Origin of the sequence: Flavobacterium haoranii, assembly GCF_009363055.1 — a bacterium.
GTDB classification, from domain to species: domain Bacteria; phylum Bacteroidota; class Bacteroidia; order Flavobacteriales; family Flavobacteriaceae; genus Flavobacterium; species Flavobacterium haoranii.
Genome location: NZ_CP045292.1, coordinates 1,815,866 through 1,842,580 on the forward strand (window position 1 = coordinate 1,815,866; position 26,715 = coordinate 1,842,580).

The 26,715-nt window shown below is 30.4% G+C and carries 24 protein-coding genes and 2 pseudogenes; 12 read left to right on the forward strand and 14 right to left on the reverse strand.

The features are described from left to right. Positions 1-74 precede the first annotated feature (74 nt). The 6 genes and pseudogenes from tig to GCU34_RS08755 all read right to left on the reverse strand — a co-directional run bounded on the left by tig (position 75) and on the right by GCU34_RS08755 (position 6,460). Complete coding sequence (tig, locus tag GCU34_RS08730; RefSeq protein WP_072783223.1) at positions 75-1,397, reverse strand: trigger factor; 1,323 nt, start codon at positions 1,395-1,397, stop codon at positions 75-77. 156 nt (positions 1,398-1,553) lie between these two features. Next, positions 1,554-1,898, reverse strand: coding sequence for a phage holin family protein (locus tag GCU34_RS08735; protein WP_072783222.1), 345 nt, complete (start codon positions 1,896-1,898; stop codon positions 1,554-1,556). A gap of 77 nt (positions 1,899-1,975) precedes the next feature. Further along, positions 1,976-3,592: an SGNH/GDSL hydrolase family protein gene (locus GCU34_RS08740; RefSeq protein ID WP_072783427.1), complete on the reverse strand. Its 1,617-nt coding sequence runs from the start codon at positions 3,590-3,592 to the stop codon at positions 1,976-1,978. Between the two features lie 19 nt (positions 3,593-3,611). Further along, positions 3,612-4,858: pseudogene (locus tag GCU34_RS08745) on the reverse strand (OmpP1/FadL family transporter). Positions 4,859-4,974: 116 nt separating this feature from the next. Further along, on the reverse strand, positions 4,975-5,745 hold the full coding sequence (locus GCU34_RS08750) for an alpha/beta fold hydrolase (RefSeq protein ID WP_072783219.1): 771 nt from the start codon (positions 5,743-5,745) through the stop codon (positions 4,975-4,977). A 1-nt stretch (position 5,746) separates the two neighbouring features. Further along, positions 5,747-6,460, reverse strand: coding sequence for a pyridoxine 5'-phosphate synthase (locus tag GCU34_RS08755; protein WP_072783217.1), 714 nt, complete (start codon positions 6,458-6,460; stop codon positions 5,747-5,749). A gap of 91 nt (positions 6,461-6,551) precedes the next feature. Here GCU34_RS08755 and GCU34_RS08760 point away from each other — a divergent pair, with 91 nt between their 5' ends. The 8 genes and pseudogenes from GCU34_RS08760 to murI all read left to right on the forward strand — a co-directional run bounded on the left by GCU34_RS08760 (position 6,552) and on the right by murI (position 14,793). Further along, positions 6,552-7,211: a CBS domain-containing protein gene (locus GCU34_RS08760; protein ID WP_072783215.1), complete on the forward strand. Its 660-nt coding sequence runs from the start codon at positions 6,552-6,554 to the stop codon at positions 7,209-7,211. 9 nt (positions 7,212-7,220) lie between these two features. Then, complete coding sequence (locus GCU34_RS08765) at positions 7,221-8,099, forward strand: NAD kinase (protein WP_072783213.1); 879 nt, start codon at positions 7,221-7,223, stop codon at positions 8,097-8,099. Positions 8,100-8,200: 101 nt separating this feature from the next. Further along, on the forward strand, positions 8,201-8,884 hold the full coding sequence (gene porG, locus GCU34_RS08770; RefSeq protein WP_072783211.1) for a type IX secretion system protein PorG: 684 nt from the start codon (positions 8,201-8,203) through the stop codon (positions 8,882-8,884). 1 nt (position 8,885) lies between these two features. Beyond that, positions 8,886-9,626 (forward strand): isoprenyl transferase, encoded by a 741-nt coding sequence (locus GCU34_RS08775; RefSeq protein WP_072783209.1) that lies wholly within the window; start codon positions 8,886-8,888, stop codon positions 9,624-9,626. 35 nt (positions 9,627-9,661) lie between these two features. Continuing rightward, a pseudogene (gene bamA, locus GCU34_RS08780) lies at positions 9,662-12,306 on the forward strand (outer membrane protein assembly factor BamA). 92 nt (positions 12,307-12,398) lie between these two features. Then, complete coding sequence (locus GCU34_RS08785; protein ID WP_152378427.1) at positions 12,399-13,427, forward strand: OmpH family outer membrane protein; 1,029 nt, start codon at positions 12,399-12,401, stop codon at positions 13,425-13,427. 7 nt (positions 13,428-13,434) lie between these two features. Continuing rightward, positions 13,435-13,938, forward strand: coding sequence for an OmpH family outer membrane protein (locus tag GCU34_RS08790; protein WP_072783203.1), 504 nt, complete (start codon positions 13,435-13,437; stop codon positions 13,936-13,938). A 75-nt stretch (positions 13,939-14,013) separates the two neighbouring features. Then, positions 14,014-14,793, forward strand: a complete 780-nt coding sequence (gene murI, locus GCU34_RS08795; protein ID WP_072783201.1) for a glutamate racemase — start codon at positions 14,014-14,016, stop codon at positions 14,791-14,793. A 1-nt stretch (position 14,794) separates the two neighbouring features. Here the strand turns inward: murI and GCU34_RS08800 are convergent, their stop codons facing one another. Then, complete coding sequence (locus GCU34_RS08800; protein WP_072783199.1) at positions 14,795-15,310, reverse strand: gamma carbonic anhydrase family protein; 516 nt, start codon at positions 15,308-15,310, stop codon at positions 14,795-14,797. Between the two features lie 57 nt (positions 15,311-15,367). Further along, positions 15,368-16,369 carry a PorP/SprF family type IX secretion system membrane protein gene (locus GCU34_RS08805; protein WP_072783425.1) on the reverse strand — a complete coding sequence of 334 codons (1,002 nt, stop codon included), beginning with the start codon at positions 16,367-16,369 and terminating at the stop codon, positions 15,368-15,370. Between the two features lie 159 nt (positions 16,370-16,528). Here GCU34_RS08805 and GCU34_RS08810 point away from each other — a divergent pair, with 159 nt between their 5' ends. Next, the gene (locus GCU34_RS08810; RefSeq protein WP_072783197.1) at positions 16,529-17,422 is read left to right on the forward strand and encodes a NifU family protein; all 894 of its coding nucleotides are present in this window, start codon (positions 16,529-16,531) and stop codon (positions 17,420-17,422) included. Between the two features lie 31 nt (positions 17,423-17,453). Here GCU34_RS08810 and GCU34_RS08815 read toward each other — a convergent pair whose 3' ends face one another. Continuing rightward, positions 17,454-19,691: an inorganic phosphate transporter gene (locus GCU34_RS08815; RefSeq protein WP_072783196.1), complete on the reverse strand. Its 2,238-nt coding sequence runs from the start codon at positions 19,689-19,691 to the stop codon at positions 17,454-17,456. Between the two features lie 150 nt (positions 19,692-19,841). Between GCU34_RS08815 and GCU34_RS08820 the strand changes: the two genes are divergently transcribed. Together GCU34_RS08820 and GCU34_RS08825 are read left to right on the forward strand one after the other, a co-directional pair. Beyond that, entirely contained in the window at positions 19,842-20,042 is a 201-nt protein-coding gene (locus GCU34_RS08820; RefSeq protein WP_072783194.1) for a dodecin family protein, read from the forward strand. Between the two features lie 111 nt (positions 20,043-20,153). Further along, positions 20,154-20,981 carry a mechanosensitive ion channel family protein gene (locus GCU34_RS08825; RefSeq protein ID WP_072783192.1) on the forward strand — a complete coding sequence of 276 codons (828 nt, stop codon included), beginning with the start codon at positions 20,154-20,156 and terminating at the stop codon, positions 20,979-20,981. 1 nt (position 20,982) lies between these two features. Here GCU34_RS08825 and tsaB read toward each other — a convergent pair whose 3' ends face one another. The 3 genes from tsaB to GCU34_RS08840 all read right to left on the reverse strand — a co-directional run bounded on the left by tsaB (position 20,983) and on the right by GCU34_RS08840 (position 24,370). Beyond that, positions 20,983-21,642, reverse strand: a complete 660-nt coding sequence (gene tsaB, locus GCU34_RS08830) for a tRNA (adenosine(37)-N6)-threonylcarbamoyltransferase complex dimerization subunit type 1 TsaB (protein ID WP_072783423.1) — start codon at positions 21,640-21,642, stop codon at positions 20,983-20,985. 98 nt (positions 21,643-21,740) lie between these two features. Then, positions 21,741-23,042, reverse strand: a complete 1,302-nt coding sequence (locus GCU34_RS08835; RefSeq protein ID WP_072783190.1) for an efflux RND transporter periplasmic adaptor subunit — start codon at positions 23,040-23,042, stop codon at positions 21,741-21,743. Between the two features lie 2 nt (positions 23,043-23,044). Beyond that, positions 23,045-24,370, reverse strand: coding sequence for a TolC family protein (locus GCU34_RS08840; protein WP_072783188.1), 1,326 nt, complete (start codon positions 24,368-24,370; stop codon positions 23,045-23,047). Between the two features lie 99 nt (positions 24,371-24,469). On the opposite strand from GCU34_RS08840, the gene GCU34_RS08845 reads away from it, so the two are divergent. Further along, positions 24,470-25,861, forward strand: coding sequence for a DUF4403 family protein (locus GCU34_RS08845; protein ID WP_072783186.1), 1,392 nt, complete (start codon positions 24,470-24,472; stop codon positions 25,859-25,861). Here GCU34_RS08845 and GCU34_RS08850 read toward each other — a convergent pair. Beyond that, positions 25,858-26,139 carry a hypothetical protein gene (locus GCU34_RS08850; RefSeq protein ID WP_227658669.1) on the reverse strand — a complete coding sequence of 94 codons (282 nt, stop codon included), beginning with the start codon at positions 26,137-26,139 and terminating at the stop codon, positions 25,858-25,860. The genes GCU34_RS08845 and GCU34_RS08850 overlap by 4 nt on opposite strands. Then, complete coding sequence (locus tag GCU34_RS08855; protein ID WP_072783184.1) at positions 26,129-26,713, reverse strand: DUF420 domain-containing protein; 585 nt, start codon at positions 26,711-26,713, stop codon at positions 26,129-26,131. Before GCU34_RS08855 ends, GCU34_RS08850 begins: the two co-directional genes overlap by 11 nt. Positions 26,714-26,715: the final 2 nt, after the last annotated feature.

The following is a 26,715-nucleotide window of genomic DNA, read 5'->3' on the forward strand; positions in this document are numbered from 1 at the left end:
TTTTATTAAGGTTATAAACTAAAAACGCCAAACAAAATTGTTTGACGTTCAAAGATAATTATTTTTGTGAGAAATTATTCTCCGTACATTTCTTTAACGAACTCTTGATAATTTACTTTTTTAGCTTTACCAGAAACTTTTTCTTTAAATAAATCTAACATTTTTTCACTCATCACTTGTTCTGATAAACGTTTTACCTCATCTTGGTTAGATAAAACTCTAGCAACAATTCCTTCAACTTCTTCGTCAGTTGGATTTAATTGACCAAATTGAGCCATTTGCTTTTTAATTAATTCAGCAGTGTGAGATTTTAAATCTTCAAACTGAATTTGTAAATCATTTTCAGCAATGATTTTATTTTCGATTAATTGGTAACGTAAACCTTTTTCTGATTTTTCGTACTCAACCTCAGCTTGTTCAGCAGATAATGGAGTTTCACCTACATTTTGAATCCATTTTTTTAAGAACTCAGCAGGTAAATCAAATTTTGTGTTTTCAATTAAACCTTCGATAACATCGTTTAAGAATTTTTGATCTGCTTGTTGTGCAAATTGAGCTTCAGCATCTTCTTTAATTTTTGCTTTTAACTCTTCTACAGAAGAAACAACTCCTTCACCAAACAATTTATCTAATAATTCTTGATTGATTTCAGCTTTTTCAATTGCATTAATTTCTTCAATTTTGAAATCAACAGTAATATCTAAACCGTGAATACCATCGTGACCTACTTTTAAGTAGTCCATTAATTTATGGTCATCATCAAATAATCCTTTAGTACCTAAAGCAACAACATCACCAACTTTTTTACCTACAAATTGTTTAGCAGTTTTTTTATCGTTAAAGATATCTAAAGTAATTGTTGTTGTATTGTTGATTCCGTTTTCTTCATTTGAGAAAGTACCTAATACAGTTGTATCTTCAGTAACTTTATCTTGAGGAATCATTTTACCATATTGCTTTTGAATACGCTCAACTTGTTCGTCTAACATTTTATCATCAGCAACGATTTCAAATTTAGTTACTTTACTTTTTGCTAAATCAACACTAAATTCTGGAGCAAGACCTAATTCGAATTCAAAAGTAAAATCATCGCTATCCCAATTAAAATCTTCAGTAACTTTTGGAAGTGGATTACCTAAGATATCTAATTTTTCCTCTACTAAATAATCGTTTAAAGAAGTTTGTAATAATTTATTTACTTCTTCTGCTAAAATTGCTCTTCCGTATTGTTTTTGGATTAAGCTCATAGGAACTTGACCTTTTCTAAAACCTGGAATATTAGCATTTTTTCTATAATCTACTAATACTTTTTCTACTTTATCAGCATAATCTTCCTTTGAAATAGCTACTTTAACAATAGCGTTTAATGCATCAACTTGCTCTTTTGAAATGTTCATTATCTTTTAAATTTAATGTCCTAAAATTTGGGATGCAAAATTAGGCAATTTTTACAACCCAAACAAGTTTTTAATACATTGAATTTCATATTATTATATTAGCCCTGATTTAGACCTAAGTACAATTCCTTTTCTTATTATTTAACAGACGACTAATTATTTCTCATCTACAAGGATTTTATTCAACACAGATTGAAATACTGATAACACTATACTAAACAAAAAGGCTATCCAAAAACCATTTACATGAAAACCATCTACAAAATAATCCGCTAACATAATTATTACCGCATTAATCACTAGAAGAAACAAACCCAAAGTGAGAATAGTAGCTGGTATTGTAAATAAAACCAGAATTGGTTTTATAAACACATTTAGTAAACCTAAAACTACAGCAACAATCAATGCTGTTGAAAAATTATCTACAGAGATTCCTGGAAAGAAATGCGCAATTACCACTATTAAAACTGTAGTAATTAAAAGTTTAATTAATAAATTCATTTTAGAATAGTTTTTAATTACATAAAGTTAACAAAAAAAGGCACCAGATGGTGCCTTTTTAAAAAATAAAATATTTCTTAGTTACTAGGAACAATATGAATTCCTGGATAATCATTTACATATTTTAAAGGAATATTAGCATGGTATTTTGCGTTAATTACATTGATAAATGCATTTGCAATAACCGCATATCCTCTAGCATTTGGATGTACGCCATCTAAAGAAAATAATACTTGTCCTTCAGTTTGTACACCACTAAAATAATTAGCAGTATAAATTTGGCCTGTTTCAATTTGTAATCCACTTACTAATTGATTCATTAATGCGTTCATATCTGCTACAGCTAAATCATGCATTGCAGCTAATCCAACTATAGTATTATTATAAGCTGTTGTAGCATTTGCAACTCTTGTTCTTTCTGTAGCTGTTAACACCCATTTATTAGCCATCGGATAAGTTACACCATTTATATTAATTGCAGGTGATGGAGCAGCAGCATTAGTTGTACCAATTACTGAAGAAGCTGGCAAAACAACTAAATCTTGAGAAGTTGCCTGACGTGCCTTACCATAAACCATTCCAAAAGCAGTAGCAGTTGGAGCTCCTAATACTGGAGTTAAAGCTCCAGTAATTTGAGCAGTTCTATCTGTAGCATCCGCATCATAAATTAAAATTGGATTCGCAGAAGTTGTAGATAAAAGGTTAACTCTATTAGGCTCACCGTAAGCTGTAAAAATATTATCTAGAGGACCATAAATTTGTGCATTTAACTGCGTAATATTTGCATCTCCACCTAAAGCAGCTGGAGATAATGGTGCATAAGGAACCGTTGTAAAATAAGGAATTGAAGTAACACTAGGAATAGTTGCTACAACACCTTTTGCTCCATTAGCTGTTAATGTAGAAAGTATAGTTGAATACGCATAAGCAAAAACATTTGCATTTGTGATATCATTTCCACCATAAGTTGTAGGATCTGTATTTCCTGTTGCATTGTGATCAGCTGCAGGTGTTGTTGATAAACTTTCATCTACAGTTGGTGTTGTTGGGTCATCAGGAATTGCTCCACCATTTGTAGCATAAGAAAGTACATCATTTGCTCCAATCCAATTCGTAAAGAAAGTAGGGTTTAAAGACATTGCATCTCCTAAAACTGTTGCCGAAGCTGAAGTCGCTGTTCTAGCAAAGTACGGATTTGCTTGCCCTAATGCTACACCAGCCACGTTTCCGTAGCCTGGCGCAATTAAATGGAAAGATTTTGCCCCTGGAACACCCGCATTATTATAAGCTGTAGTCTGCAAATCTGAAACTTCAATGGTTGGAGTTCCTGTAATATTTTCAGGACGTCCTTGTGAAGCATCAATTACTAATCTAGTATTGCCAATTTGCATACCTCCCAACATTAAACCTCCTAAATTATTCACATCGTCCTCGTAAGAAGGTTGTGTAAAAGCACCACCGCCTACTAAAGCAAACTGTTGCGCCAACATATTAGGATAAGAGTTCATTTGTCCTGATCTATAAACCGTACCGTCCATATAACCAGCAGTTAATGAATTACCAATTGCTACATAAGTCGTAAAATCCGCATCTCCAGCAGAATAATTTGCATCTACCGAATTTTCAAATTCTGGCTCACAAGATGCAAACACAGCTGATAAAACAGCTAAATATATAAATTTATTATTTTTCATTTTTAAAGCCTTTATTTTATTAGAAACCATAAGTAATACCAATACCAGGAGAGAAAACTACTGATTTATACGTTCCACCAAAACTTGGATTTGCTTGTCCAGAAATAGGATCAGTTGAATGGTCATAAGAATTATCAATCTCATCAAAGTGAATATATAAGAAAGATACATCAATTCCAAACTTATCATTTAACTGATATGTTAAACCACCAGTAAACGCATTTGAATCATTTCTTGGAGTTTCTGGAGCAAAATAACCATCTTGTACTGGACTCTCATCAAAATAATAACCCGCTCTGAAAGTAAATTTATCATTTGCTTTATATTGAGTACCAAATCTATAAGTTGAAGCGTCTTTGTAATTTCTTGGATTGATTGACTCTGTACCATTTCCAAATTTAACATCTAATGCTTTGTATGCACTCCACATAGTATGATTAATATCAAAAGCAACCATCCATTTATTAGTAATTTGTACGGATAAACCTGCTGTAAATTCAGCTGGTAATGGTAAATCTGCATCAAACGTTGTATTTGTTAACGGATTAAAAGCAGGTGCATCATGATAAGTTGCATCACCATCTCTAGCTTCCATAACTATTTTTGAACGGTAGTTCATACCTAAACGAATTTTATCTGTAGGATTGAACATCATACCTACATTATAACCCCAAGCTGTAATTCCTTTTGCATCAATTGTTACATCTGAAGGTTGACCATCATCAGAAAGCAATGGATTCATTGAAAGATTTCTATTAAAATTAACTGAACCAGAAGCATAAATAACACCCCGCCTAAACTAAAGTGCTCTCCCATTCTAATTGAAACCGAAGGTTGAACAAAAATTGCTTGTAAATCAATATTATTAACTAAATGAGCCCCTTCCCAATCTTGATCCCAATCAACTGCACTACCATAAGGAGTGTACACCGCTAAACCAGCAGTTAACCAATCGTTCAATTTATAAGTTGCATAAACACTAAATGGAGTTCCTACATTTTTACTTTCTGCAGTCCAATTATAAGTCGAATTTTGAAATTTAACATTAGCAAATAAAGCATTAGCCCCAACTGATACATTAAATTTTTTATCTAGGTAAGCCATCCCAGCAGGATTAAAAAAAGCTACCTCAGCACTATTAACCACGGCAACACCTGTATGTCCCATCGCTAATTGCTTTTGACCCTGCATAGCTACTCTATATCCACCAGCAAACATAGACGACCCTGCTAAAGCCATTAAAGTTAAAGAAAGTAATTTTCTCATAATAAATAAATGTTAGTTTATTTCTAAAATTAAAGTTAGTATCCCAAAATTATAACAAAATATGGAATTTGCAATTTTTTGAGCAAAAATATTATGCATTCATAATATTTTCTGTTTTAATTTTTCAAAAACTCAACAACGTTTTCATAAAACGCTATAGGGTTTTCTGCATGTAGCCAATGTCCAGCATTGTCAATTGTTTTAATTATTGCTTGCGGAAAGAAATGAATTATCCCAATGAAATCTTCGTCTAAAATATAACTTGACTTTGAACCTCTAAGAAATAAAACAGGTTTATCAAATTCAGCATCTACATTTAAAGCCTTTCCTATTTCTTCTATTTTTTCATTAAAAACAGGCAAATTGAATCGAAAACCAAGTTGACCTGTTTCTACCCAATATAAACTTTTTAATAGAAACTGACGTGTACCAAAATCGTGAATATAATCCTTTAAAATATCTTCAACCTCTGATCGGGAAGGTTTTAATGTAAAATTAACTGCATTTAAACCAGCCAATATGGTTTGATGATGTGGCGCATAATACTTTGGACCAATATCTGCTATGATTAATTTTTGAACCAACGAAGGATTTTCACAAGCAACCTGCATCGCAACTTTTCCACCCATTGAATGTCCTAAAAGCACAATATCCTGCAAATTATTCACTTCACAATAATTCATCACATCTTGTGCCATTACTTCATAATTAAAATTATCGGAATGAAAACTTCTACCGTGATTTCTTAGATCTAAAAGATGCACTTGATAACCTAACTCCGAAAACTGACTTCCTAGTGTTTTCCAATTATCAGACATTCCTAAAAAACCATGAAGAATTAGAAACGGCTTTCCTACTCCTTCTACCTTTGAATATAGTTGCTCCATTTTATTTTAGTCTTTGTAAATACATATTAACTGTGTTTTCTAGACCTAAATACAAGGCTTCAGAAATTAATGCATGACCTATTGAGACTTCCAATAAACCCGGAATATTATCTTTAAAAAACTTAATATTATCTAAGCTTAAATCATGTCCCGCATTTATACCTAAATTTAATTCATTTGCTTTAATGGCTGCTTTTACATAAGGCTCAACTCCCTTTTCATTACCAAGTCCATACTCATGAGCAAAACTTTCGGTATATAATTCGATTCTATCTGTTCCTGTTTCTTTTGCGCCTTCCACCATTTCAATTATAGGATCAACAAATATTGAAGTTCTAATATTATTTCTTTTAAACTCTGCTATTACCTCTTTTAAATATGCTTGATTTTTAATAGTATCCCAACCAGCATTTGAAGTTAAAGCTCCAATTGCATCAGGAACCAGCGTTACTTGTGTAGGTTTACATTCTAAAACTAAATCAATAAAATTATGTTGAGGATTTCCTTCAATATTATATTCTGTATAAACAACCGAAGATAAGTCGCGAGCATCTTGATAACGAATATGTCTTTCATCTGGTCGAGGATGCACCGTTACACCTTCGGCTCCAAATTTTTGAACATCTTTTGCAACTTGAAGTAAATTAGGCACATCGCCTCCTCTTGAATTTCTTAAAGTCGCTATTTTATTAATATTCACAGATAATTTTGTCATAATTCATCTAAATTTCTTTACAAAAATACAAAGTAAAAATAGCTTTAATAGCGGATTTTTGATTATTTTGCATAAAATTAGAGCTTTTAAAATGCATAATATAATTGACTACATAAATAAAGACATTAAACCTCTAGATATAGATAAAACTGTTTATGATGCTCAAGATTTCTTCTTGGATTTAAATTACAGTCACTTCCCTATTCTCGAAGACGGAGTATTTGTAGGCAGTATTAGCAAAGACAACACTGATATATTAGACGGAAATTCTAAATTATCGGACAACAAATACGAGTTTGATCGATTCTACGTAAGAGCAAATATGATTTGGCTTGATGTTTTAGAAGTTTTTGCTCAAAATGAAACGAATATTGTCCCAGTATTAGATAACAGCAACAACTATGTGGGCTATTATGAATTAGAAGATGTTATCCGTTTTTTACATGAAACACCTTTTTTAAGAGAAGAAGGAGGAATTATTGTAATTAAAAAAGAAACATCAAAATTTTCTATGAGTCAAATTGCACAAATTGTTGAAAGCAACAACGCAAAACTTTTAGGTTTGTTTATATCCAAAATAGAAGGAGACTCAGTAGAAATTACGGTAAAAACTACTCAAAGTTCCTTAAATGATATTATTCAAACTTTTAGAAGATATGAATATGAAATAATTTCAGAACATCAAGAAGATAGTTATTTGCAAAATTTAAAAGATCGATCGGATTATTTAGATAAATACTTAAATATTTAATTTTACGCTATGAAATTTGCCATTTACGGTCAATATTATCAAAACAACACTGATGAAATTGTAGAAAAAGTACTTTCTTTTTTTCATAGACATAACATTGAAGTAATTATTGAAGAGCAATTTTTAAATTCTTTAAAATTACCAACAGCAAAAAAATGTCAAAGCTTTTCTAATCATTGTGAGTTAAATGAGAATATTTTTGCTCTAATAAGTATAGGCGGCGATGGAACTATTTTAAGAGCGGTAACTTATGTGCGTGATAAAAATATTCCTATAATAGGTATCAATGCTGGAAGATTAGGTTTTTTAGCAACTGTTCAAATTGAAAACATAGAAAATTCATTAGAAAAAGTACTAAAAAAAGATTACATATTATCTAAAAGATCGTTATTAAGCCTTAGTTGCACACCAAAAAATCCAGACCTAGTTGATTTAAACTTTGCTCTAAATGAAGTAACTGTATCTAGAAAGGATACTACATCGATGATTACCATTGAAACACATTTAGATGGTGAATATCTAAATTCCTATTGGGCTGACGGACTTATTATTTCAACCCCAACAGGATCAACAGGTTATTCTTTAAGTTGCGGTGGCCCCATTTTAACACCAGAAGTAAGTAGTTTGGTTATAACCCCAATCGCTCCGCATAATCTTAATGCAAGACCTTTAGTAATAAAAGACGACACAATAATTGATTTAAAAATATCAGGACGTGAAGACGAATATTTAGTATCACTTGATTCAAGAATTACATCTGTTACTAACGAAACTATATTACATATCGAAAAATCTCCTTTCGAAATCAATTTAATCGAATTTAAAGAAGAAAGTTTTTTGAAAACCATACGTAAAAAACTTTTATGGGGAGAAGACAGAAGAAATTAATAAATTAAATACCACAATCTCTTTTTCTACGTTTTAAAATAAAATTACCATAAAACATGGTAAAGAAATCTATATTGTTATATTTGCAAACTATTTTAAAAATGAGGTATTTATTCATTTACATATTAGTGTTTTTCAGTCTCTTCGAAGCAAAAGCTCAAATTAACGAGCTTGGTGTGTTTTTAGGAGGTGTAAATTATATTGGAGATGTAGGCCCAACTGACTATATATCGCCAAACGAACCTGCTATAGGTTTGGTTTACAAATGGAATCGTAGCCCAAGACATGCATGGCGTTTTTCTTATCAATATGGAAAATTAAGCAGTAAAGATATCGATAGTGATGTTCCTGGCAGAGAATTAAGAGGCTATAGCTTTAAAAACCATGTACATGATTTTTCTGCAGGTTTAGAATTTAATTTTTTCGATTTCGATTTACACGAATCTGGTTTTGTAATGACACCTTATATTTTTGGTGGCGTTAGTTATTTCATTTACAACGAAATTTACATCCCAGTAGATGAAAGTGAAATTGATTATAGAGATAGTGCTTTTGCTATTCCAATGGTTGTAGGTTTTAAAGCGCGTTTATACGATAGTTTAATATTAGGTTTAGAAGTTGGTGCTCGTTATACATTTACTGACAATTTAGATGGAAGTAATCCAAAAAATGATAATTTTGAAAATCTACGTTTTGGAAATCTAAATAGTAATGATTGGTATGTATTTACTGGTTTTACAATAACTTACACATTTGGTCAAAATCCATGTTTTTGCGCAGAATAAAATGAATTTATTAGAACAAATAAATACAGACAAATTACCAAAGCACTTAGCCATCATAATGGATGGCAATGGTCGTTGGGCAAAACAAAAGGGATTCCTTAGAACAATTGGACATGAAAGTGGCACCAAATCTGTAAAAACAACTGTTGAAACTTGTGCAAAATTAGGTATTGAAAACCTTACTCTTTATGCTTTTTCAACAGAAAACTGGAACCGCCCAAAACTTGAAGTAGACACACTTATGAAGCTTTTAATTTCCTCGCTTAAAAAGGAATTAAAGACTTTAAATAAAAATAATATCCGCTTAAATGCTATAGGAAATTTAACAAATTTACCTGTAAAAGTACAAGCAGAATTACAAGAAGTAATTCAAAAAACATCAGAAAACACTAGGATGACACTTAATTTAGCACTGAGTTATGGAGCTAGGGAAGAGCTTGTTCAAGCTGTTAAAAAAATTAGCGATAAAGTTAAAAATAATATAATTTCAACTGACACTATTGACGAAACAATTATTAATCAGCATCTTTACACCCATGATTTGCCAGATGTTGACTTAGTAATAAGAACAAGTGGAGAGCATAGAATCAGTAATTTTTTATTATGGCAAATTGCTTATGCTGAATTTTATTTCACAGAAGTATTATGGCCTGATTTTAATGAAGCAAATTTATATGAAGCTATTATTAGCTATCAAAATAGAGAGAGAAGATTTGGTAAAACAAGTGAACAATTATCATAAACAAAATTAAGTTCGTGAAGAAATATACTTTTTTAATTACTGTATTAGTTTTAGGTTTTATAAATAATGCATTTTCACAAGATATAAAATTTGAAAATGGAAAATATTATACTTTAGCAGACATTAGTGTTACGGGTAAAGTTGATTACAACGAACAAACTGTTGTAACATTTACTGGCCTTGAAAAAGGCCAAAGAATACTTATTCCAGGAGAAGAAATAAGTGGTGCTATCAAAAAACTATGGAAACTTGGTTTATTTAGTGATGTAAACTTCTATGTTAATAAAATTGAAGGAGACAGCATTTATTTAGAATTAAATCTGAATGAATTACCTAAACTTCAAGATGTTAAATTACAAGGAATAAAAAAAGGGAAAGCTGAAGAACTTTTAAAAGAAACTGACCTTAAAAAAGGAAAAGTAGTAAATGAGAACTTAATAACTACTACTAAAAATTATATAGAAAATAAGTATAAAAAAGACGGTTTTTATAACACAAAAGTTTTCATTTCTACAACTCCAGATTCTACTGACAATAATGTAAAAATGTTAGTAAATATTGATAAAGGCGAAAAAGTTAAGGTTAAATCTATAACATTTAATGGTAATGAAAAACTTAGTGATAGTAAATTAAAGAAAGCCTTCAAAAATACAAAGCAAAAAATCCATTACATATCTTCAAAAGATCTAAATATATTAAAGAAAAATACAAAGAGGATTTAACCGCTGTAATAGACAAATACAAAGAGAACGGATACAGAGATGCCAGAATTACTTCAGATTCTGTTACTTACAACAAAGAAAAGAACGATATTAGCATAAAAGTTAACTTAGAAGAAGGAAATAAATATTATTTTGGAAACATCCGTTTTGTTGGTAATACTATTTATACCGAAAGACAACTAAATCAAATGCTAGGAATCAAAAAAGGTGATGTTTACAACGGTGTTTTATTACAAAAAAGAATTGCAGACAATTCTAAGCCCGATGCTGAAGACATAACAAATCTTTATCAAAACAACGGTTATTTATTTTCAAGTATTAACCCCGTTGAAGTAAAAACTTACAACGATACAATTGATTTTGAAATTAGAATTACTGAAGGTCCTATTGCTTATTTTAATAAAATTACAGTTGTTGGAAATGATAAAACTAACGATCATGTAATTTATCGTGAATTAAGAACAAGACCAGGACAAAAATATAGCAAAGAATTATTAGTAAGATCAATTCGTGAAGTTGGTGCATTAGGCTTCTTTGATGCTGAAAATATTAAACCCGAGTTCAAAAATGTAGATCCTCAAGCAGGAACTGTAGATATCGAGTATAGTGTAGTTGAAAGAGGATCTAGTCAAATTGAACTACAAGGTGGTTATGGTGGTGGTGGCTTTATAGGTACTTTAGGTTTATCTTTTAACAACTTCTCGATTAGAAATATCTTTAACAAAGAAGCATATAAACCATTGCCAATGGGAGATGGTCAAAAATTATCTTTAAGATTGCAAGGAAGTACTTATTTCCAAACTTATAGCTTATCATTCTCTGAACCTTGGTTAGGGGGTAAAAAACCAATAAATTTCTTTACCTCTTTATCTCATAGTAAACAATTTTTGTACAACTACTCAAATAGAGATGTAAACAGAAATAGAAGTTTTAATATTACATCAATTAGTGCGGGTGTTGGAAAGCGTCTTAAATTTCCAGATGATTATTTTTATTTAACATCGAGTGCTTCTTTTCAATATTATGATTTAAACAACTACCAAACTGGTTTATTTACATTTGGAAATGGTGCTTCTAGAAACTTTGCAATTACATTAGGCCTTTCAAGAAATAGTAAAGGTAGCAACCCTATTTACCCAACATATGGTTCAGAATTTAGTGTATCAGCTAAATTTACTCCTCCATATTCATTATTTAACGGAGTAGATTATGCTGATTTACAAAACGATCCGAATTATAAGATGACGTACAACCCAGATGACAATTTAAATGTTATTGAAAACGACCTTAATGAAGATCCCGCACCAGGTGATTGGATAGCTGTTAGTGGTTATGATGCTAATGGAAATATAATTTCAGTTTATAAAGTAGACACTGCAGATGAAGCGACACTAAATAGAAGTAAGTACGATCAAAAAAGATTTAATTGGTTAGAATATTATAAAATTAAGTTTAGTGGAGATTGGTACACTAGAATCTACGAAAAACTTGTTTTAAGAACAAAAGGTGAGTTTGGTTTTATGGGAGCCTATAATAGCGCAAGAGGATTAGTGCCGTTTGAGCGTTTTTATGTAGGTGGGGATGGTTTGGCTAACTATTCATTAGATGGTAGAGAAACAATACAGTTAAGAGGATATCCTAACAACTCACTTTCTGGAATAAATGGTGGTATTGTTTATAACAAATTCTCTTTAGAATTACGTTATCCAATCACTTTAGCACAATCTGCTTCAATTTACGGATTAACATTCCTTGAAGCTGGTGCAGCTTTTGAAGATTATAAAAATTATAATCCATTTGCTATGCAACGTTCTGCTGGTTTTGGTTTAAGAGTATTCATGCCTGCATTTGGTTTATTAGGAATTGACTTTGCACATGGGTTTGATGCTATACCAGGATCGGGTAGTACTCAAAAAAGTGGATGGCAAACTCACTTTATCATTGGACAACAATTTTAACAACATAGCGTTATATGAGTGTTAAACTCTCGAAATATTTCTTATCTTTCGAGAGTTTTTGAGAAATTATCCAAAACGATAAAAGTTACAACATGAAAAAATTACTCTTTTTATTATTGATTTCAACCATTTCATTTTCTCAATCAAGAGGAATTCGAATTGCGTATATTGATATGGAATACATTTTAGAGAAAGTTCCTAGTTATGCTGAAGCTAAAAATCAACTAGAACAAAAAACTGTAAAATGGAAACAAGACATTGAAGTTAAAAAAAATGAAATCAATAGATTAAAAGATAACTTAAAAACTGAAAAAGCTTTTTTAACTAAGGAATTAATTGAAGAAAGAGAAGAAGAAATTTCTTATTTAGAGAAAGAACTTTTGGATTATCAAGAAAAAAGATTTGGCCCAAAAGGTGATTTAATTATTCAAAAAACAGTTTTAGTAAAACCTATTCAAGATCAAGTTTTTACTTCAATTCAAGATATTGCTGAAAAAAAGAAATATGATTTCGTTTTCGATAAATCATCTGATTTAACCATGTTATTTGCTGCTCAACGTCATGATATTAGTGATTTAGTAATTAGAACTATTACAAGAGCAGAAAAAAGAGAGCAGTTAACCAAAAAACAGTTAAAAGAACAAGAAAATCAAGAAGCATTAGAAGATATGCAAGATGAAAATCCTGCACTAGCTGAAAGACAAAAAATTCTTGACGAGAAAAAAGCTGCTAGAGAAAAACTATTAGCTGATAAAAAAGCTACAAGAGACAGTTTAATTGCCGCTCGTAAAAAAGAAATGGAAGATAGAAGAGCAAAAACTCTTGAAGAGCGAAATAACAAAAAAAATGGCACGGTAATTGAAAATGATGATACAGACGATGCTAAGGATAAAATAAACAATAACGAAGAAGCCAAAACTGGTGACTTAAAAGAAGAAGATCCTGAAGCTAAAACTGAATTATCTGCTGAAGAGAAAAGGCAAAAGCTAGAAGAAGAGAAACAAAAGAAAATAGAAGAACGTAAAAAAGCTCTCGAAGAAAAAGAAAAAAAATACTTGAAGAACGAGAAGCTGCTAAAAACAAAAAAGAATAATTTTAAAACAAACCTTATATTAATTTAGAATAAACATGAAACAATTAAAAACTTTAGTTATTGCATTAGTAATGTTTGTAGGTGCACAAGCATCTGCTCAATCAAAAGTTGCTCATATTGATGTACAAGCTTTAATGACAAACATGCCGGAAATGAAAGCTGCTCAATCGCAATTAGACAAAATCAAAGAAAACTACGACAAAGAATACAAAACAATGGTTCAAGAATACCAAACTAAAATGCAAAAATATGAGCAAGAAGCGCCAACAGCTGGTGAAGCTTTAAACGAGTCTCGTTCAAAAGAAATGCAAGAAATGGGTGGACGTATTCAACAATTCCAACAAAGTGTTCAAACTGACTTAGGTAAAAAAGAAATGGAATTATTAAAACCTATTTTAGAAAAAGCTCAAAAAGCAATTCAAAAAGTTGCTACAGCTAAAGGTTTTGATTATGTTTTAGATGCAACTACTGGTGGTGGTGTTTTAGTAGCAAACGGTCCAGATATTTTAGCTGATGTTAAAAAAGAATTAGGTTTCTAATAAAATATTAAAACAAACTTTCAAACTGCTCATTTTACTAATCTAAAATGAGCAGTTTTTTTATACATTTGTTTCATGAGTAATACAAACGTAATTGGCCTTTTCGATTCAGGTGTTGGTGGAACTTCTATATGGAGAGAAATCAATACATTGTTACCAAACGAAAATACTTTGTACTTAGCTGATAGTAAAAATGCCCCTTACGGTTTAAAATCAAAAGAAGAAATCATAGAGTTATGCTACAAAAACACCGAATTTCTTTTAGAACAAAATGCTAAACTCATAGTAGTAGCTTGTAATACTGCAACTACTAATGCAATTAAAGAATTGCGCGCAAAATATGATGTTCCCTTCATCGGAATTGAGCCCGCAATAAAACCAGCCGCAAATTCTACAAAAACACACACAATAGGTATTCTCGCTACAAAAGGAACTCTTAACAGCGATTTATTCCATGAAAAGGTAAAAAGCTTCACTAACATTAAAATAATTGAGCAAATTGGCCATGGATTGGTTCAGCTTATAGAAAATGGAGATATTGAATCGGCTGAGATGATGGAACTTCTAGAAACGTATCTAAAACCAATGGTAGCACAAAACATAGATTATTTAGTTTTAGGTTGTAGTCATTATCCTTATTTGGTTCCTCAAATCAAGAAAATAATTCCGAGTTCAATTAAGATTATAGATTCGGGAGAAGCCGTTGCTAAACAAACCAAGAAAATACTTGAATTAAACGGAATTGCAAATACTTCTCAAGAAAAAGGTAAAAACGTATTCTATACAAATAACGAACCAAGCATACTAGAGAATATACTTGGTTTTCATCACAATGTATTTTATTTAGATTTCTAAACTATTCTTCTTTAAACCAAGAAGAATACATTACATAGTTATTTGATATTCTTTGTATTTCTCCGGCAAAATCACTTGCATTTAATTCTTTCACTTTTTTAGCAGGAATTCCAGCATATATAGTCCCGCTTTCCACAACTGTATTTTGTGTTACAACAGAACCTGCAGCAACTATTGAATTGCTTTCAATAACACAATTATCCATAACTATTGCTCCCATTCCAATCAAAACATTATCGTGAACTACGCAACCATGTACAATTGCATTATGACCGATAGAAACATTGTTACCTATTAAAGTTGGATGCTTTTGATAAGTACAATGGATTACGGCTCCATCTTGAATATTCACTTTATTACCAATAGTAATAGAATTAACATCTCCTCTTACCACTGCATTAAACCAAACACTACATTTTTCACCAAAAGTTACATCACCAACAATAGTTGCGTTTTCTGCTACATAACAATCCTCAGGAACTTGAGGATATTTTCCGTTTACTTCTTTAATCAACATAATTAATTAGAAAAAAAAGTCCCGACGAATCGGGACAATATATTATTAAAATAATTTTTAATTTACAGCAGGACAGTTACAATCCCAAGCCTTATCTCTACAGAAGATATCGATACCTAAAGTAATTTGGTGAAACCCTCCGTTATCAAACTTAATATCTCCCATAATGTGAGAATAAGTATAAGAGAACATAAATTGTTTGTAATTAACACCAACAATTGGAGTAATCCATTGAAGTTTTTGCTCTTCTAAACCTCCATTTGAATTATATTGACCACCATCGAAACTTCTTCTATAAGAAAGTCCTCCCCAAAGACGACCAAAATCCATTCCTTTGTAAACTTTCATATTTAAGTCAATCGCTTTTTCAGTAGTTTCTTCAGTATATTGAAACATAAATGAAGGCTCAAACAATAATCTATCTTCATCTCCAAAAACAGCACCAGCACTCCACAAATATTTTCTTAGATTATCTGATTCAACATCAGTGTATAATTCTCTTTTATTAGCTAAGAAATTTTTAATGGTAAAGTGTGTAAAGAAATCTTGGTAAAAATAAGATGCTCCAAGATCAACATTAAAATAAGAATCTTTTGTAATAACTCCAGGAACAACATTTGGATCAAAAGGTTGATTAATAAAATCAGTACCATCTAAAACACTTTGTACAAATCCTGCGCTTAAACCAAAAGATAACTGATTTAAGTCAATTTCATTTCTTGAGAATCTTAAATGGTGTGCATAAGTTAACTTTGCTCCTTTTTGAGAATGATATCCATTTTTATCATTAAAAGCAATAATACCAACACCCGAAATACCATCTTCGTCTAAAGCTGTATTAAAACTTAAAGTTTGAAGTGCAGGCGCATCTTCTTGCCCAAACCATTGTTGGCGACCAGTTAATCTAACTTTTCCACAGTTAGACGCTCCAGCCATTGATGGGTGAATTAAATAATAATTATCGGATAAATAATCTGAGTAAACTGCAATACCTTCTTGCGAAAAAGAAACTTGTAGTATAAAAAAGGTGAAAATTAATAAACTTTTTTTAAGATTCATCATTGTAATTGTTAGCGATTATTGTCTAATTTTAAGAAAAATATTAAGACCTAATTCGCCAAAGATATAAATTTTTGTACAAGAAAAAATACATTATCATAAAGTTTTTTTAATATTAACATCAATCAATCCGATACTTGTATCTTTGCAAAAAAAATTATGTCTAGAATTGAAATAAAACCAACAAATAACCCTGCTATTGTTAAATTTGAAACAGAAGATTTCATTGTAAAAGGGAAAAGCTATGAGTTTAAAAATATTGATGACACTAAAAACTCTCCCCTTGCAATGCAACTGTTTTATTTGCCTTTTGTAAAAACTGTTTTTATCTCTGGTAATTTTATTGCAATTGAAAAATTTTCAATAGTTGAATGGGAAGATGTTCAAGAGGAAGTAGCAAATCAAATTGCCGATTTCATTGAAAAAGGTGGCATAATTATAAAAGAAGAAGAAACTAAAAAAGTTCCTATTACAATTTATGGCGAAACTACTCCTAACCCAGCCGTTATGAAATTCGTTAGTAATAAACTACTAACCAAAACAATGGTTGAATGCAAAAACATTGAAGAAACTAAAGCCTCTCCGTTAGCTAAAGAATTATATAACTTTCCTTTTGTAAAAGAAATATTTATCGATGAGAACTACATTTCTATTACAAAATATGACATTGTTGAATGGGAAGATGTGACTTTTGAAATTAGAAATTTTATCAAAGAATATTTAGAGCTAGGAAATGTCGCTGTAGATGAAACTAAAATTGTAGAAACTGTAAACCATCAAAAACAACAAGATGTTTATTTTGATAAATTAGATACAACTTCTCAACAAATTGTAAATATTTTAGAAGAGTATGTTAAACCAGCTGTTCAAAGCGACGGAGGAAACATTATGTTTGACTCTTACAACGAAGAAGACAAAACTGTAAAAGTAATTCTTCAAGGTGCTTGCAGTGGTTGCCCTTCTTCTACTTTTACTCTTAAAAACGGAATAGAAAACATGCTAAAACAGATGCTTCATGATAATGAAATAAAAGTTGAAGCATTAAACGCATAAAAAAAGGAGGTTTTAAAACCTCCTTTTTTATTTATTTACTTTTTACATGTGTATCAAAATCTTGAAACAATTCTAATAAATTCATAGTTGCTTTTATTAAATCATTTGTTTCTAATAATAAACCAAAATACAACTTACTATTTTTAGGACTGTTTTCAGTTGTTCTAATTCTTAAAATTTGTTTTTGAATTAAACCAGAAATAGTACCCAACAATTGATCTTTTTCAGATATTACAGTTTGTAAACCTGTAAAATCTTCTTTTTGAAAACTTGATTCTAACCTATCAAATAAATGCTGCAATTGCTCGTCTACAAGTTTTAAATCTCTAATTTGATTGAATTTCAAACCTTTATGGTTGTTATTAACATGAGAATAACTATTATTTGTAATATAGCCAATTGACTGAACCATATCTTGCAAATAACCTAAAATTAAAATATAAAATTCACTTCCTTCTACTGATGATTCATCTAAGTTTCTAATGAAATAAAATAAGTTTCCTTTTAAATCATCAACACTTTTTTCAAGTTTTTTAAGTTTCTTTCTGTTTTCTTTTAACTTATTTAAATCTTGTAAACCTAAATTATCTACTACATCAGAATACAATAAATTTGTCTTATTAATTACTCGAGCAATTTGAACAGAACTTTCTGATATAACTTCTTTAATTGTTGCAACATCTGCTCTTGAGTATTTTTCTTCTTCTTCAGCTTCTTTTGTTTTTGCAATATATTTTCTTCCACTTCTGTAAAGTAAAATACCTACTAAAATCATTATTGCAACAAAAGAAAACACTTTACCTACTTTAAGTAATAATGCTACTATTGAAGCCATAGAAAAAGCAACAAAAGCTGTTACGAACCATCCACCAATTACATTAAAAACTCCAGCAACTCTATACACAGCACTTTCTCTATCCCAAGCTCTATCTGCAAAAGAAGTACCCATTGCCACCATAAAAGTTACATATGTAGTAGATAATGGTAATTTTAAAGAAGTTCCTAAAGCAATTAAAATACTCGCTACCATTAAATTTACAGAAGCTCTAACCATATCAAAAGCTGGCGCTTCTTCTTTTTTAGCGTAAGTACGTTTTTCAAATTGTTTATCAATTTTGATTTCTAATGATTTTGGCATCACATAATTCAAAATTTGACCAACATATATACTTCCTCTAACTATAATTCTTGATAAATTATTTGCATCAAACTTCTCTGAACCTTCACTTTGTCTCGATAAATCGACACCAGTTTTAATAACTTCTCTAGCTTTTTTAGAAGTCCAAAGTGTATAGACCATAATCGATCCACCAAATAATAACAACCAAAAATTTGCTTTCAATTCTCCCGAAGCTAATTCACCCATCAACATTGTTGCATCTCTTCCACCAGCTACATAAATTTCATGCGATTGTAAAGCTGCAATTGGCACACCAATAAAGTTCACTAAATCGTTACCCGCAAAAGCAAGTGCTAATGCAAAAGTTCCCACAATAATAATGACTTTAAAAATATTTTGTTTTAGTGTAATTAATATTTGAGAAATTATTGTCCAGAAAATTAAACTTCCTAAAACAATATACATTTGGTTAGCATTCATCAATTCTTTCAAATCAGAAGTCATAAATGCAGAACCTTTAATTCCTTTAAATAAAATAAAATAAGTAATAAAAGTAATTCCTAAACCACCAAAAATGGCACCGAAAAACTTTGTGCGATTTTCATAATGGAAAGAAAACAATATCCTTGAGATATACATTACAAATGCACCAATTGTAAACGAAATTATTACAGAAAGTAAAATACTAGATACAATTTCTGTAGCTTTAGCAGTATTAATGTATGAAGATAATGTTCCAAAATCGCCATCTGAAGTTATAATCTTATAAATCCCTAAACAGACTGCTCCTCCTAACAATTCGAATACAACAGAAACAGTTGTAGAGGTAGGAAAACCAAGTGAATTAAAGATGTCCAGCAATAATACATCGGTTATCATTACTGATAGAAAAATAATCATTACATCTTCGAAGGTAAACATTGCAGGAACGAAAATTCCACTTCTAGCAATTTCCATCATTCCGCTTGAGAATAACGCACCAAGTGCAATTCCAATACTAGCAACAATCATTAAAGTTTTAAACGAAACTGCTTTTGAACCTATTCCTGAATTTAAAAAGTTAACTGCATCATTGGCTACACCAACCATCAAATCAATTATCGCTAATATGGCAAGAGCCACAAGCATTACAATGTAAATTTGATCCATTATATAATTTTATTTTTTTGCAAAGTTGGTTCAAGAAATTTTATTCAATGTTAAGTTAATGTTATGAATTTTGAATACACTTAAAAATGGGCTTGGGCAATTTCTTGATTTTTAGTAAATTTAAGAATTATTAACTAAAGTTTTATAATTATGGCAGTATTAAAAGTTATTGAAGTTTTAGCAAACTCAGAAAAAAGCTGGGAAGATGCTACAAAAAAAGCCGTTTCTCAAGCGTCAAAATCGTTAAAAAATATTCGCTCTGTGTATGTACAAGAACAAAGTGCGGCTGTAAGTAATGGTGAAGTAACTGAATTTAGAGTGAATGTAAAAATTACATTTGAAATTGATTAAATTTTATGAAAATTTTAAAAATCGTATTTATTCTAAAGCGCTCATTTTAAATTAACTTTGTGAAAAATAATATTTTTCTTATATTATTACTCAATTCATAAACAAAAAACTATGTATCCAGAAAAAATTGAAAACTATTTTGAACTCATTAAAAATTTACTAATTGAATATTCGCCAAAAGTAATTACCGCTTTAATATTATTATTTGTTGGACTTTGGGTTGTTAGCATAATTACCAAAGCATTCAAAAAAATAATGGTAAAAAAAGAAGTAGAGATTACTTTAGCAAATTTCTTAGGCAACATTGTTTTCTGGACTTTGCGCGTACTCCTTTTTGTAATTGTAATTTCTAAATTAGGATTTGAAACTTCCTCATTAGTAGCAATTCTTGGTGCTGCTGGTTTAGCTATTGGTTTAGCACTACAAGGTTCGCTTTCAAATTTTGCAGGTGGCGTTTTAATTATTCTATTTAAACCTTTTAAAGTAAATGATGTAATTGAAGCACAAGGAGAAATTGGTACCGTTCAGGAAATTCAAATATTTAATACTCGTTTGTTAACTGCAAACAATCAAACTATTTACATTCCAAATGGCATTTTATCTAATGGAATTATCAAAAACTATACGCAAGAAGGTATACGTAGAGCCGATTTAAATATAGGAATTGCTTATAATTCTGATATCAGAAAAGCAAAAGAAGTTATTATGGAAGTATTGAACAATCATCCAAAAATATTAACTGAACCCGCACCAAGCGTTATTGTAAAAGAATTGGCTGATAGTGCAATAAATCTTGGTATTCGCCCTTGGTCTAAATCAGAAGACTTTTTAGAAGTTAGTTCTGAAACATTGATTGAATGTAAATTAGCTTTAGATAAAGTTAACATTTCTATTCCTTTTCCTCAAAGAGAGCTAAGAATTATTAACGAAGACAAATAGATTATTTATTCAAAACAAAATCTTTTAAATAAAAAGGTTCAAAATAAGCGACATCTTCAAAGTCGCTTATTTTGAATTTATCAAACGACAATTGGCACATTTCTAAAGCAGATGGATATAAAATTTCATCATAAAAGTTAAACTTTGTATCGGTTAAAACTGATTTTAATTTAATGGCGCCATCACCAACTAAATGCATTGGTACTTGAACTTCAAAAAATGAATTTTCATCAATAACTTTAGCTTCAGTTTCAGAAATTTTAGTATAATCATTACCAAAAAAGGCAGTGTAAACCTCCATTCTTCTAGCATCAATCATTGGAACAATAATTCCGTTTTCAATCGTAACTTTTTTAGCTAAAAGTTCAAGTGTATCAACTGAGATTAAAGGAATATTTAAGGCATAGCAGAAACCTTTTGCAGCAGAAACCCCAATGCGCAATCCTGTATAAGAACCTGGACCTTTACTTACTGCTACGGCATTTATATTTTGAAAAGTAAGATTTGCTTCCTGTAAACATTCTTCAATAAAGACGTGCAATTTTTCGGCGTGAGAAAAATTTTCTGTAGCTATTTCTCTAACTGCTAAAACTTTTCCTCCATTCGCAATTGACACTGAACAGTTTTTAGTTGCTGTTTCTAAATTTAAAATATATGCCATTTCTTTAATTTGAATTGCAAAATTACAAACTTTAAACATTTAAAAAATAAAAAGGCACGAAATACTTCGTGCCTCCTTAACCCAATTTAACAAATCTACTAGTCTTTGTTACTAGACTTTTTTTCTTCTAGTTTAACCTTATCGTTACTATTTAATTCTTTTGAGACAGTTGTATAAGGTCCAATAATAATTTCTTCTCCAGGTTTTAATCCTTCAATAATTTCAATATTAGTATCATCTTGAATACCTGTTTTAACTACTTTAAGTTTTGCGACATCTCCTACTTTCACAAAAACACATTCAAACTTTTTGTCAGGATTATAAGTTCCTTTGTTTTGTTTATCTTCTTTTTCTAACTCAGCAATGATATCTTTTTTAGTTGATGTTGTATCATCTTTTATAACAACAGCGCTAATTGGCACACCAATAACTTTTTCTTTTCTTTTTGTAATGATATCTACAGTTGCAGTCATTCCAGGTCTAAATGGCGAATAATTTTCTGGTTTTCCTTCTAATAAATCTTGGTATGATTCTTTTAAAATGCGAACCTTAACTTTAAAATTTGTTACCTGATCTGCTGTTAAAGTAGAACTTGCAGAATTTGAAATACTAGTAACAATCCCTTTAAATTCTTTTTTCAAATAAGCATCTACTTCAATTTTAGCCGAATCGCCAATGCTAACTTTTACAATGTCGTTTTCGTTAACATCTACTTCAACTTCCATGTTATTTAAATTGGCTACACGCAATAACTCAGTACCAGCCATTTGTTGAGTTCCTAAAACTCTTTCACCTAATTCTACTGAAAGCAACGAAATAGTTCCATCTGCAGGTGCGTAGATTGTTGTTCTACCTAAATTATCACGAGCTTCAGTTAAAGTTGCAGAAGCACTTTGAACATTATAATAAGCCGATTGTTTGTTAGCCACAGCAACTTCATAAGTTGAAACTACTTTATCCCATTCAGATTTTGAAATAATTCCTTTTTCAAATAAAGTTTTGTTTCTATCATAGTTTGCTTTTGCTTCTTTTACCTGCGCATCAGCCTGGCTTAATCCTGCTTTTGTTGTTGATAAAGATGCAGCAGTACGGTTTACTCCAGATTCATAAATATCTGGGTTAATTTTTACTAACAAATCACCTTTTTTTACTTGTTGACCTTCTTTGATAGGTAAGTCAATAATTTCGCCTGAAACTTCAGAAGATATTTTAACTTCAATTTCTGGTTGAATTTTTCCAGTTGCAGAAACTGTTTCAATAATTGTCATTTCAGCTGCTTTAGAAATTTCAACGATTTTAGAATCGTCATTACCTCCTATTACACCAGCTTTCTTTAATCCAATTAAACTTATTAGTAAAATAGCTACTGCTACCAGTATGTATATTGTTTTCTTAGACATAATTAATTATTTTGTATTAATGGAATACCAAAGTAAAATTCTAAAATTTTTGTTTTGAAAATATAATCGTATTTAGTTCTTAAAACTTCTGATTGAGCGTTTTCATAAGTCATGTTTGCTTGAGAATAATCAAATGAATTCATAAGACCAACTTGATATCTCTCTTTAGCAAAATCATAAGCTTGTTGTCGTGCTTCTAATGTTTTTTGTGCAGCCTCATAAGATTTTGCTGCATTTTTTACATCATTATAAGCTTGGTAAACATTTCGTTCTAAATCTAGTTCAGCTTGTTTTAATTGAAATTCAGTTCTTTCTTGATTAATCTTAGCTCTTTGAACTCTTCCTCTTGTAGTAAAACCATTTAAAATTGGAACATTTAATTGTAACCCTACAGCTGTTCCATCAAATAATGTAAGCTGATCAATAAAATTAAAAGGAGTACTTTCAGACCAACGTGTATTGTATCCAACAAAACCACTTAAAGTTGGCAAATATGAAGAACGAGAGATTGACAAATCTTTCTTCGCAATATCTACATTAGAAAGAGCAATTTTAAGATCGTTTACCGATTCTTTCGATTTTTGTAAAATCTCTTCTTGTGATTTATTTGTTACTTCACTTACAGGCACATCAACAATTTCTTCGATTACATCAAAACTCACATAATCATCTAACAACATTGTTTGACACAAAGCAATTTTAGAAATCAAAACTGCATTTTCTGAAGCAATAATTTGTTGTTCTTGACTAGCATTTGTAGCTTCTAAATCGAAAATGTCTCCAGCAGGTAATACACCAGCATCAATTAATTCTCTTGTTCGCTTTAAATTCTCTTTTGTGATGTTATTTTGATTAATTTGAACTTTAAGTTGTTCTTTATTGAATAAAATTTGCAGATAAGAATTAGCTATTGATAATGCAATATCATCCTTCATTTTGTCTAAACGATAGGTGTTTGCAATTTTATTCAATTTTGCTCTTTGTAGAGTTTTCCAATTTGCCAAACCATTAAACAAAGTAATTCCTGAATTTGCTTGAGCAGAAAAAGACTTAAACGTAGTGTTTTGAAACTGGTTCGTTACTGGGTTAATACTTGCTCCTGTATTTATGCTATAATTTGCATTTCCGCTAAGTGTAGGTAAGAAACCACCAATAGCTTCCAATTTTTCTACACTTGAAGTTTCCAAATCTAATTCTGATTGTTTAACAGAAATATTATTTTGAATAGCATAATCTACACACTCTTGAAGCGTCCACTTTTTTTCTTGTGCTTGCGCACTTATCGTTAAGATACCAACTAGAAAAAAGACAATTCTTTTAAATGACATTATCATTTTATTTTTCGATTACAGTAATAAGACCACAATTGTAAATTTTTGTTACAGTATTTACTTAAAATTTTAATTTTACAGAAATTTTCTATTCAAATGAAATACATAATAATTGCTATAACGCTATTAAGTTTATTTGTAATACTTGCAAGTTGCTCTTCGGGTAAAAAAATTGAAGCTTTAAAACCAGCTCCATCAAATACAACATCTACTGCATACAAAACCAAAACTTCGTTTTTAGCTTTACCAGTTGAAATCACCATAAAAGACATAGAAAAACAACTCAATAAAAACTTAAAAGGATTGATTTACAACGATTCTATTTTAAGTGACGATAAAACTCAAATGAAAATTTGGAAATCGAACGACATTGAACTTTCCGATAAAAATGGCGTTATTGTTTCTAAAATTCCATTAAAAATTTGGACTAAAGTAAAATATGGAACAGATTTTTTAAACCTAAATGACACTAAAGAAATATTCTTAGACGGAGTTATTACTTTAGAAAGTAAACCACATTTAACTAACTGGAAACTTTCTACACAATCTCAAATTACCGATTTTAAGTGGAATGAAAGTCCGGCTATATTAATTGCAGGAAAAATGGTTCCCATCACATACATCATTAATCCAACATTAGGCTATTTTAAGAAAACTATTGCAAAAGAAATTGACAAAGCTATTGATGCTTCATGCGATTTTAAACCTTATGTTTTAGATGCTCTTGAAGGAATTAGCAAACCTGTTTTAACTGATGAAGGTTATGAAACTTGGTTTAAAGTTGCTCCTATAGAACTTTATGCTACAGATGCTGTTTTGAAAAACAGTAAAATTACTATGGATATGGGATTAAAATGTAATCTTCAAACCATGGTGGGACAAGAACCCAAAAACTCATTCGATAGTAAAAAAATTGTACTTAAACCTGTAACACAAATTCCAAATAAAGCGGAAGTTTCACTTGCTATTGTTTCAACTTATGAAAGCGCATCCAAAGTAATTACTAAGAATTTTAAAGGTCAAGAATTTGGTTCTGGAAGTAAAAAAATAACAGTTCAAAATGTTTCTATTTGGGAAAAAGACAACAAACTAATTATAGCATTAGATATGACAGGAAGCATAAACGGCACTATTTATTTAAATGGTTATCCTAATTATAATGCTATTACTAAAGAAATTTATTTTGACCAATTAGATTATGTTTTAAACACCAAAAGTGTCTTATTAAAATCAGCAAACTGGTTAGCACAAGGAACAATCTTGAGGAAAATTCAAGAAAACTGTCGTTATTCTATTAAAGAAAATTTAGAAGAAGGAAAAAACACTTTAACCGGTTACTTGAGCAATTACTCTCCTATGAAAGGTGTTTTTGTAAATGGAACACTTAGCGATTTAGAATTTGAAAAAGTAGAATTAACCAACAAAGCAATTATAGCCTTTATCACGACATCAGGAAAAGTTAGCGTTAAAATAGATGGATTAGATTAATTCTCTTCCTTCTTTTTAGAATATTTCAATTTGTAAATGGCATAAAAAGCAGCTCCAACTAAAACATAAGGAATAACCATTAAATAAACTATTCCATCGTTAATAGCTTCTGCTTGTGTACCGCTTTCTTCACTTTCTAGTGCAGCTCTACACATAGCACATTGGGCTTCTACAAAGAAAGGTAAAAGCAAAAAGGTAAAAGTGAGAAATGCTCTTTTTAAAACACCCAACTTTAAACTTTTTACTTTTAATTTTTTACTTTTAACTCTAGTTTGCATAATAAGGAGAAATCATAATGTAAACAAAAACACCAGTAACTGCAACATAAAGCCAAATTGGGAATGTTATTTTGGCTATTTTTTTATGTTTGTCAAATCGTTGTGCCAATGCTTTAACATAAGTAATCAATACTAATGGAATTATGGCAATAGACAATAAAATGTGCGTAAATAAAATAAAATAATACACATAACGGAACGAGCCTAAAACTTCCTTTTCAGATTCTTCTAAAACTCCATTTAGATTAGCATCTCCAAAATAAGTAGTATCTGAAGTCATATGATATGCTACATACATTACTAAAAAAGCTAATGAACATGCAATCGCTACTTTCATTAATAATTCGTGTAATTGTCTGTTTCCGTTTTTAATTGCCATAACCGCAAAAACTAAAACTGCAGCAGTAATTCCATTAATTGTAGCATAAATTGGAGGTAAAAAACTTAAGGGCTCCACATCGAATCCCATTTTTCTTAGATTTACACCAAATAAAACTGCAACTGCAACTGGTATTATAACTGATAAAGCAATAATCAGTTTATTGTATTTTGTTTCAATAGTATTATTTTCCATAA

Excerpts from the sequence above, each read along its gene's own strand:
- tig (WP_072783223.1), bottom strand. The coding sequence starts at position 1,397 with ATGAACATTTCAAAAGAGCAAGTTGATGCATTAAACGCTATTGTTAAA.
- GCU34_RS08790 (WP_072783203.1), top strand. The coding sequence starts at position 13,435 with ATGAAACAATTAAAAACTTTAGTTATTGCATTAGTAATGTTTGTAGGT.
- porG (WP_072783211.1), top strand. The coding sequence starts at position 8,201 with ATGAGGTATTTATTCATTTACATATTAGTGTTTTTCAGTCTCTTCGAA.
- GCU34_RS08840 (WP_072783188.1), bottom strand. The coding sequence starts at position 24,370 with ATGTCATTTAAAAGAATTGTCTTTTTTCTAGTTGGTATCTTAACGATA.
- murI (WP_072783201.1), top strand. The coding sequence starts at position 14,014 with ATGAGTAATACAAACGTAATTGGCCTTTTCGATTCAGGTGTTGGTGGA.
- GCU34_RS08755 (WP_072783217.1), bottom strand. The coding sequence starts at position 6,460 with ATGACAAAATTATCTGTGAATATTAATAAAATAGCGACTTTAAGAAAT.
- GCU34_RS08765 (WP_072783213.1), top strand. The coding sequence starts at position 7,221 with ATGAAATTTGCCATTTACGGTCAATATTATCAAAACAACACTGATGAA.
- GCU34_RS08785 (WP_152378427.1), top strand. The coding sequence starts at position 12,399 with ATGAAAAAATTACTCTTTTTATTATTGATTTCAACCATTTCATTTTCT.
- GCU34_RS08740 (WP_072783427.1), bottom strand. The coding sequence starts at position 3,592 with ATGAAAAATAATAAATTTATATATTTAGCTGTTTTATCAGCTGTGTTT.
- GCU34_RS08750 (WP_072783219.1), bottom strand. The coding sequence starts at position 5,745 with ATGGAGCAACTATATTCAAAGGTAGAAGGAGTAGGAAAGCCGTTTCTA.
- GCU34_RS08800 (WP_072783199.1), bottom strand. The coding sequence starts at position 15,310 with ATGTTGATTAAAGAAGTAAACGGAAAATATCCTCAAGTTCCTGAGGAT.
- GCU34_RS08760 (WP_072783215.1), top strand. The coding sequence starts at position 6,552 with ATGCATAATATAATTGACTACATAAATAAAGACATTAAACCTCTAGAT.
- GCU34_RS08825 (WP_072783192.1), top strand. The coding sequence starts at position 20,154 with ATGTATCCAGAAAAAATTGAAAACTATTTTGAACTCATTAAAAATTTA.
- GCU34_RS08845 (WP_072783186.1), top strand. The coding sequence starts at position 24,470 with ATGAAATACATAATAATTGCTATAACGCTATTAAGTTTATTTGTAATA.
- GCU34_RS08810 (WP_072783197.1), top strand. The coding sequence starts at position 16,529 with ATGTCTAGAATTGAAATAAAACCAACAAATAACCCTGCTATTGTTAAA.
- GCU34_RS08835 (WP_072783190.1), bottom strand. The coding sequence starts at position 23,042 with ATGTCTAAGAAAACAATATACATACTGGTAGCAGTAGCTATTTTACTA.
- GCU34_RS08815 (WP_072783196.1), bottom strand. The coding sequence starts at position 19,691 with ATGGATCAAATTTACATTGTAATGCTTGTGGCTCTTGCCATATTAGCG.
- GCU34_RS08805 (WP_072783425.1), bottom strand. The coding sequence starts at position 16,369 with ATGAATCTTAAAAAAAGTTTATTAATTTTCACCTTTTTTATACTACAA.
- GCU34_RS08775 (WP_072783209.1), top strand. The coding sequence starts at position 8,886 with ATGAATTTATTAGAACAAATAAATACAGACAAATTACCAAAGCACTTA.
- GCU34_RS08735 (WP_072783222.1), bottom strand. The coding sequence starts at position 1,898 with ATGAATTTATTAATTAAACTTTTAATTACTACAGTTTTAATAGTGGTA.
- GCU34_RS08820 (WP_072783194.1), top strand. The coding sequence starts at position 19,842 with ATGGCAGTATTAAAAGTTATTGAAGTTTTAGCAAACTCAGAAAAAAGC.
- GCU34_RS08850 (WP_227658669.1), bottom strand. The coding sequence starts at position 26,139 with ATGCAAACTAGAGTTAAAAGTAAAAAATTAAAAGTAAAAAGTTTAAAG.
- tsaB (WP_072783423.1), bottom strand. The coding sequence starts at position 21,642 with ATGGCATATATTTTAAATTTAGAAACAGCAACTAAAAACTGTTCAGTG.
- GCU34_RS08855 (WP_072783184.1), bottom strand. The coding sequence starts at position 26,713 with ATGGAAAATAATACTATTGAAACAAAATACAATAAACTGATTATTGCT.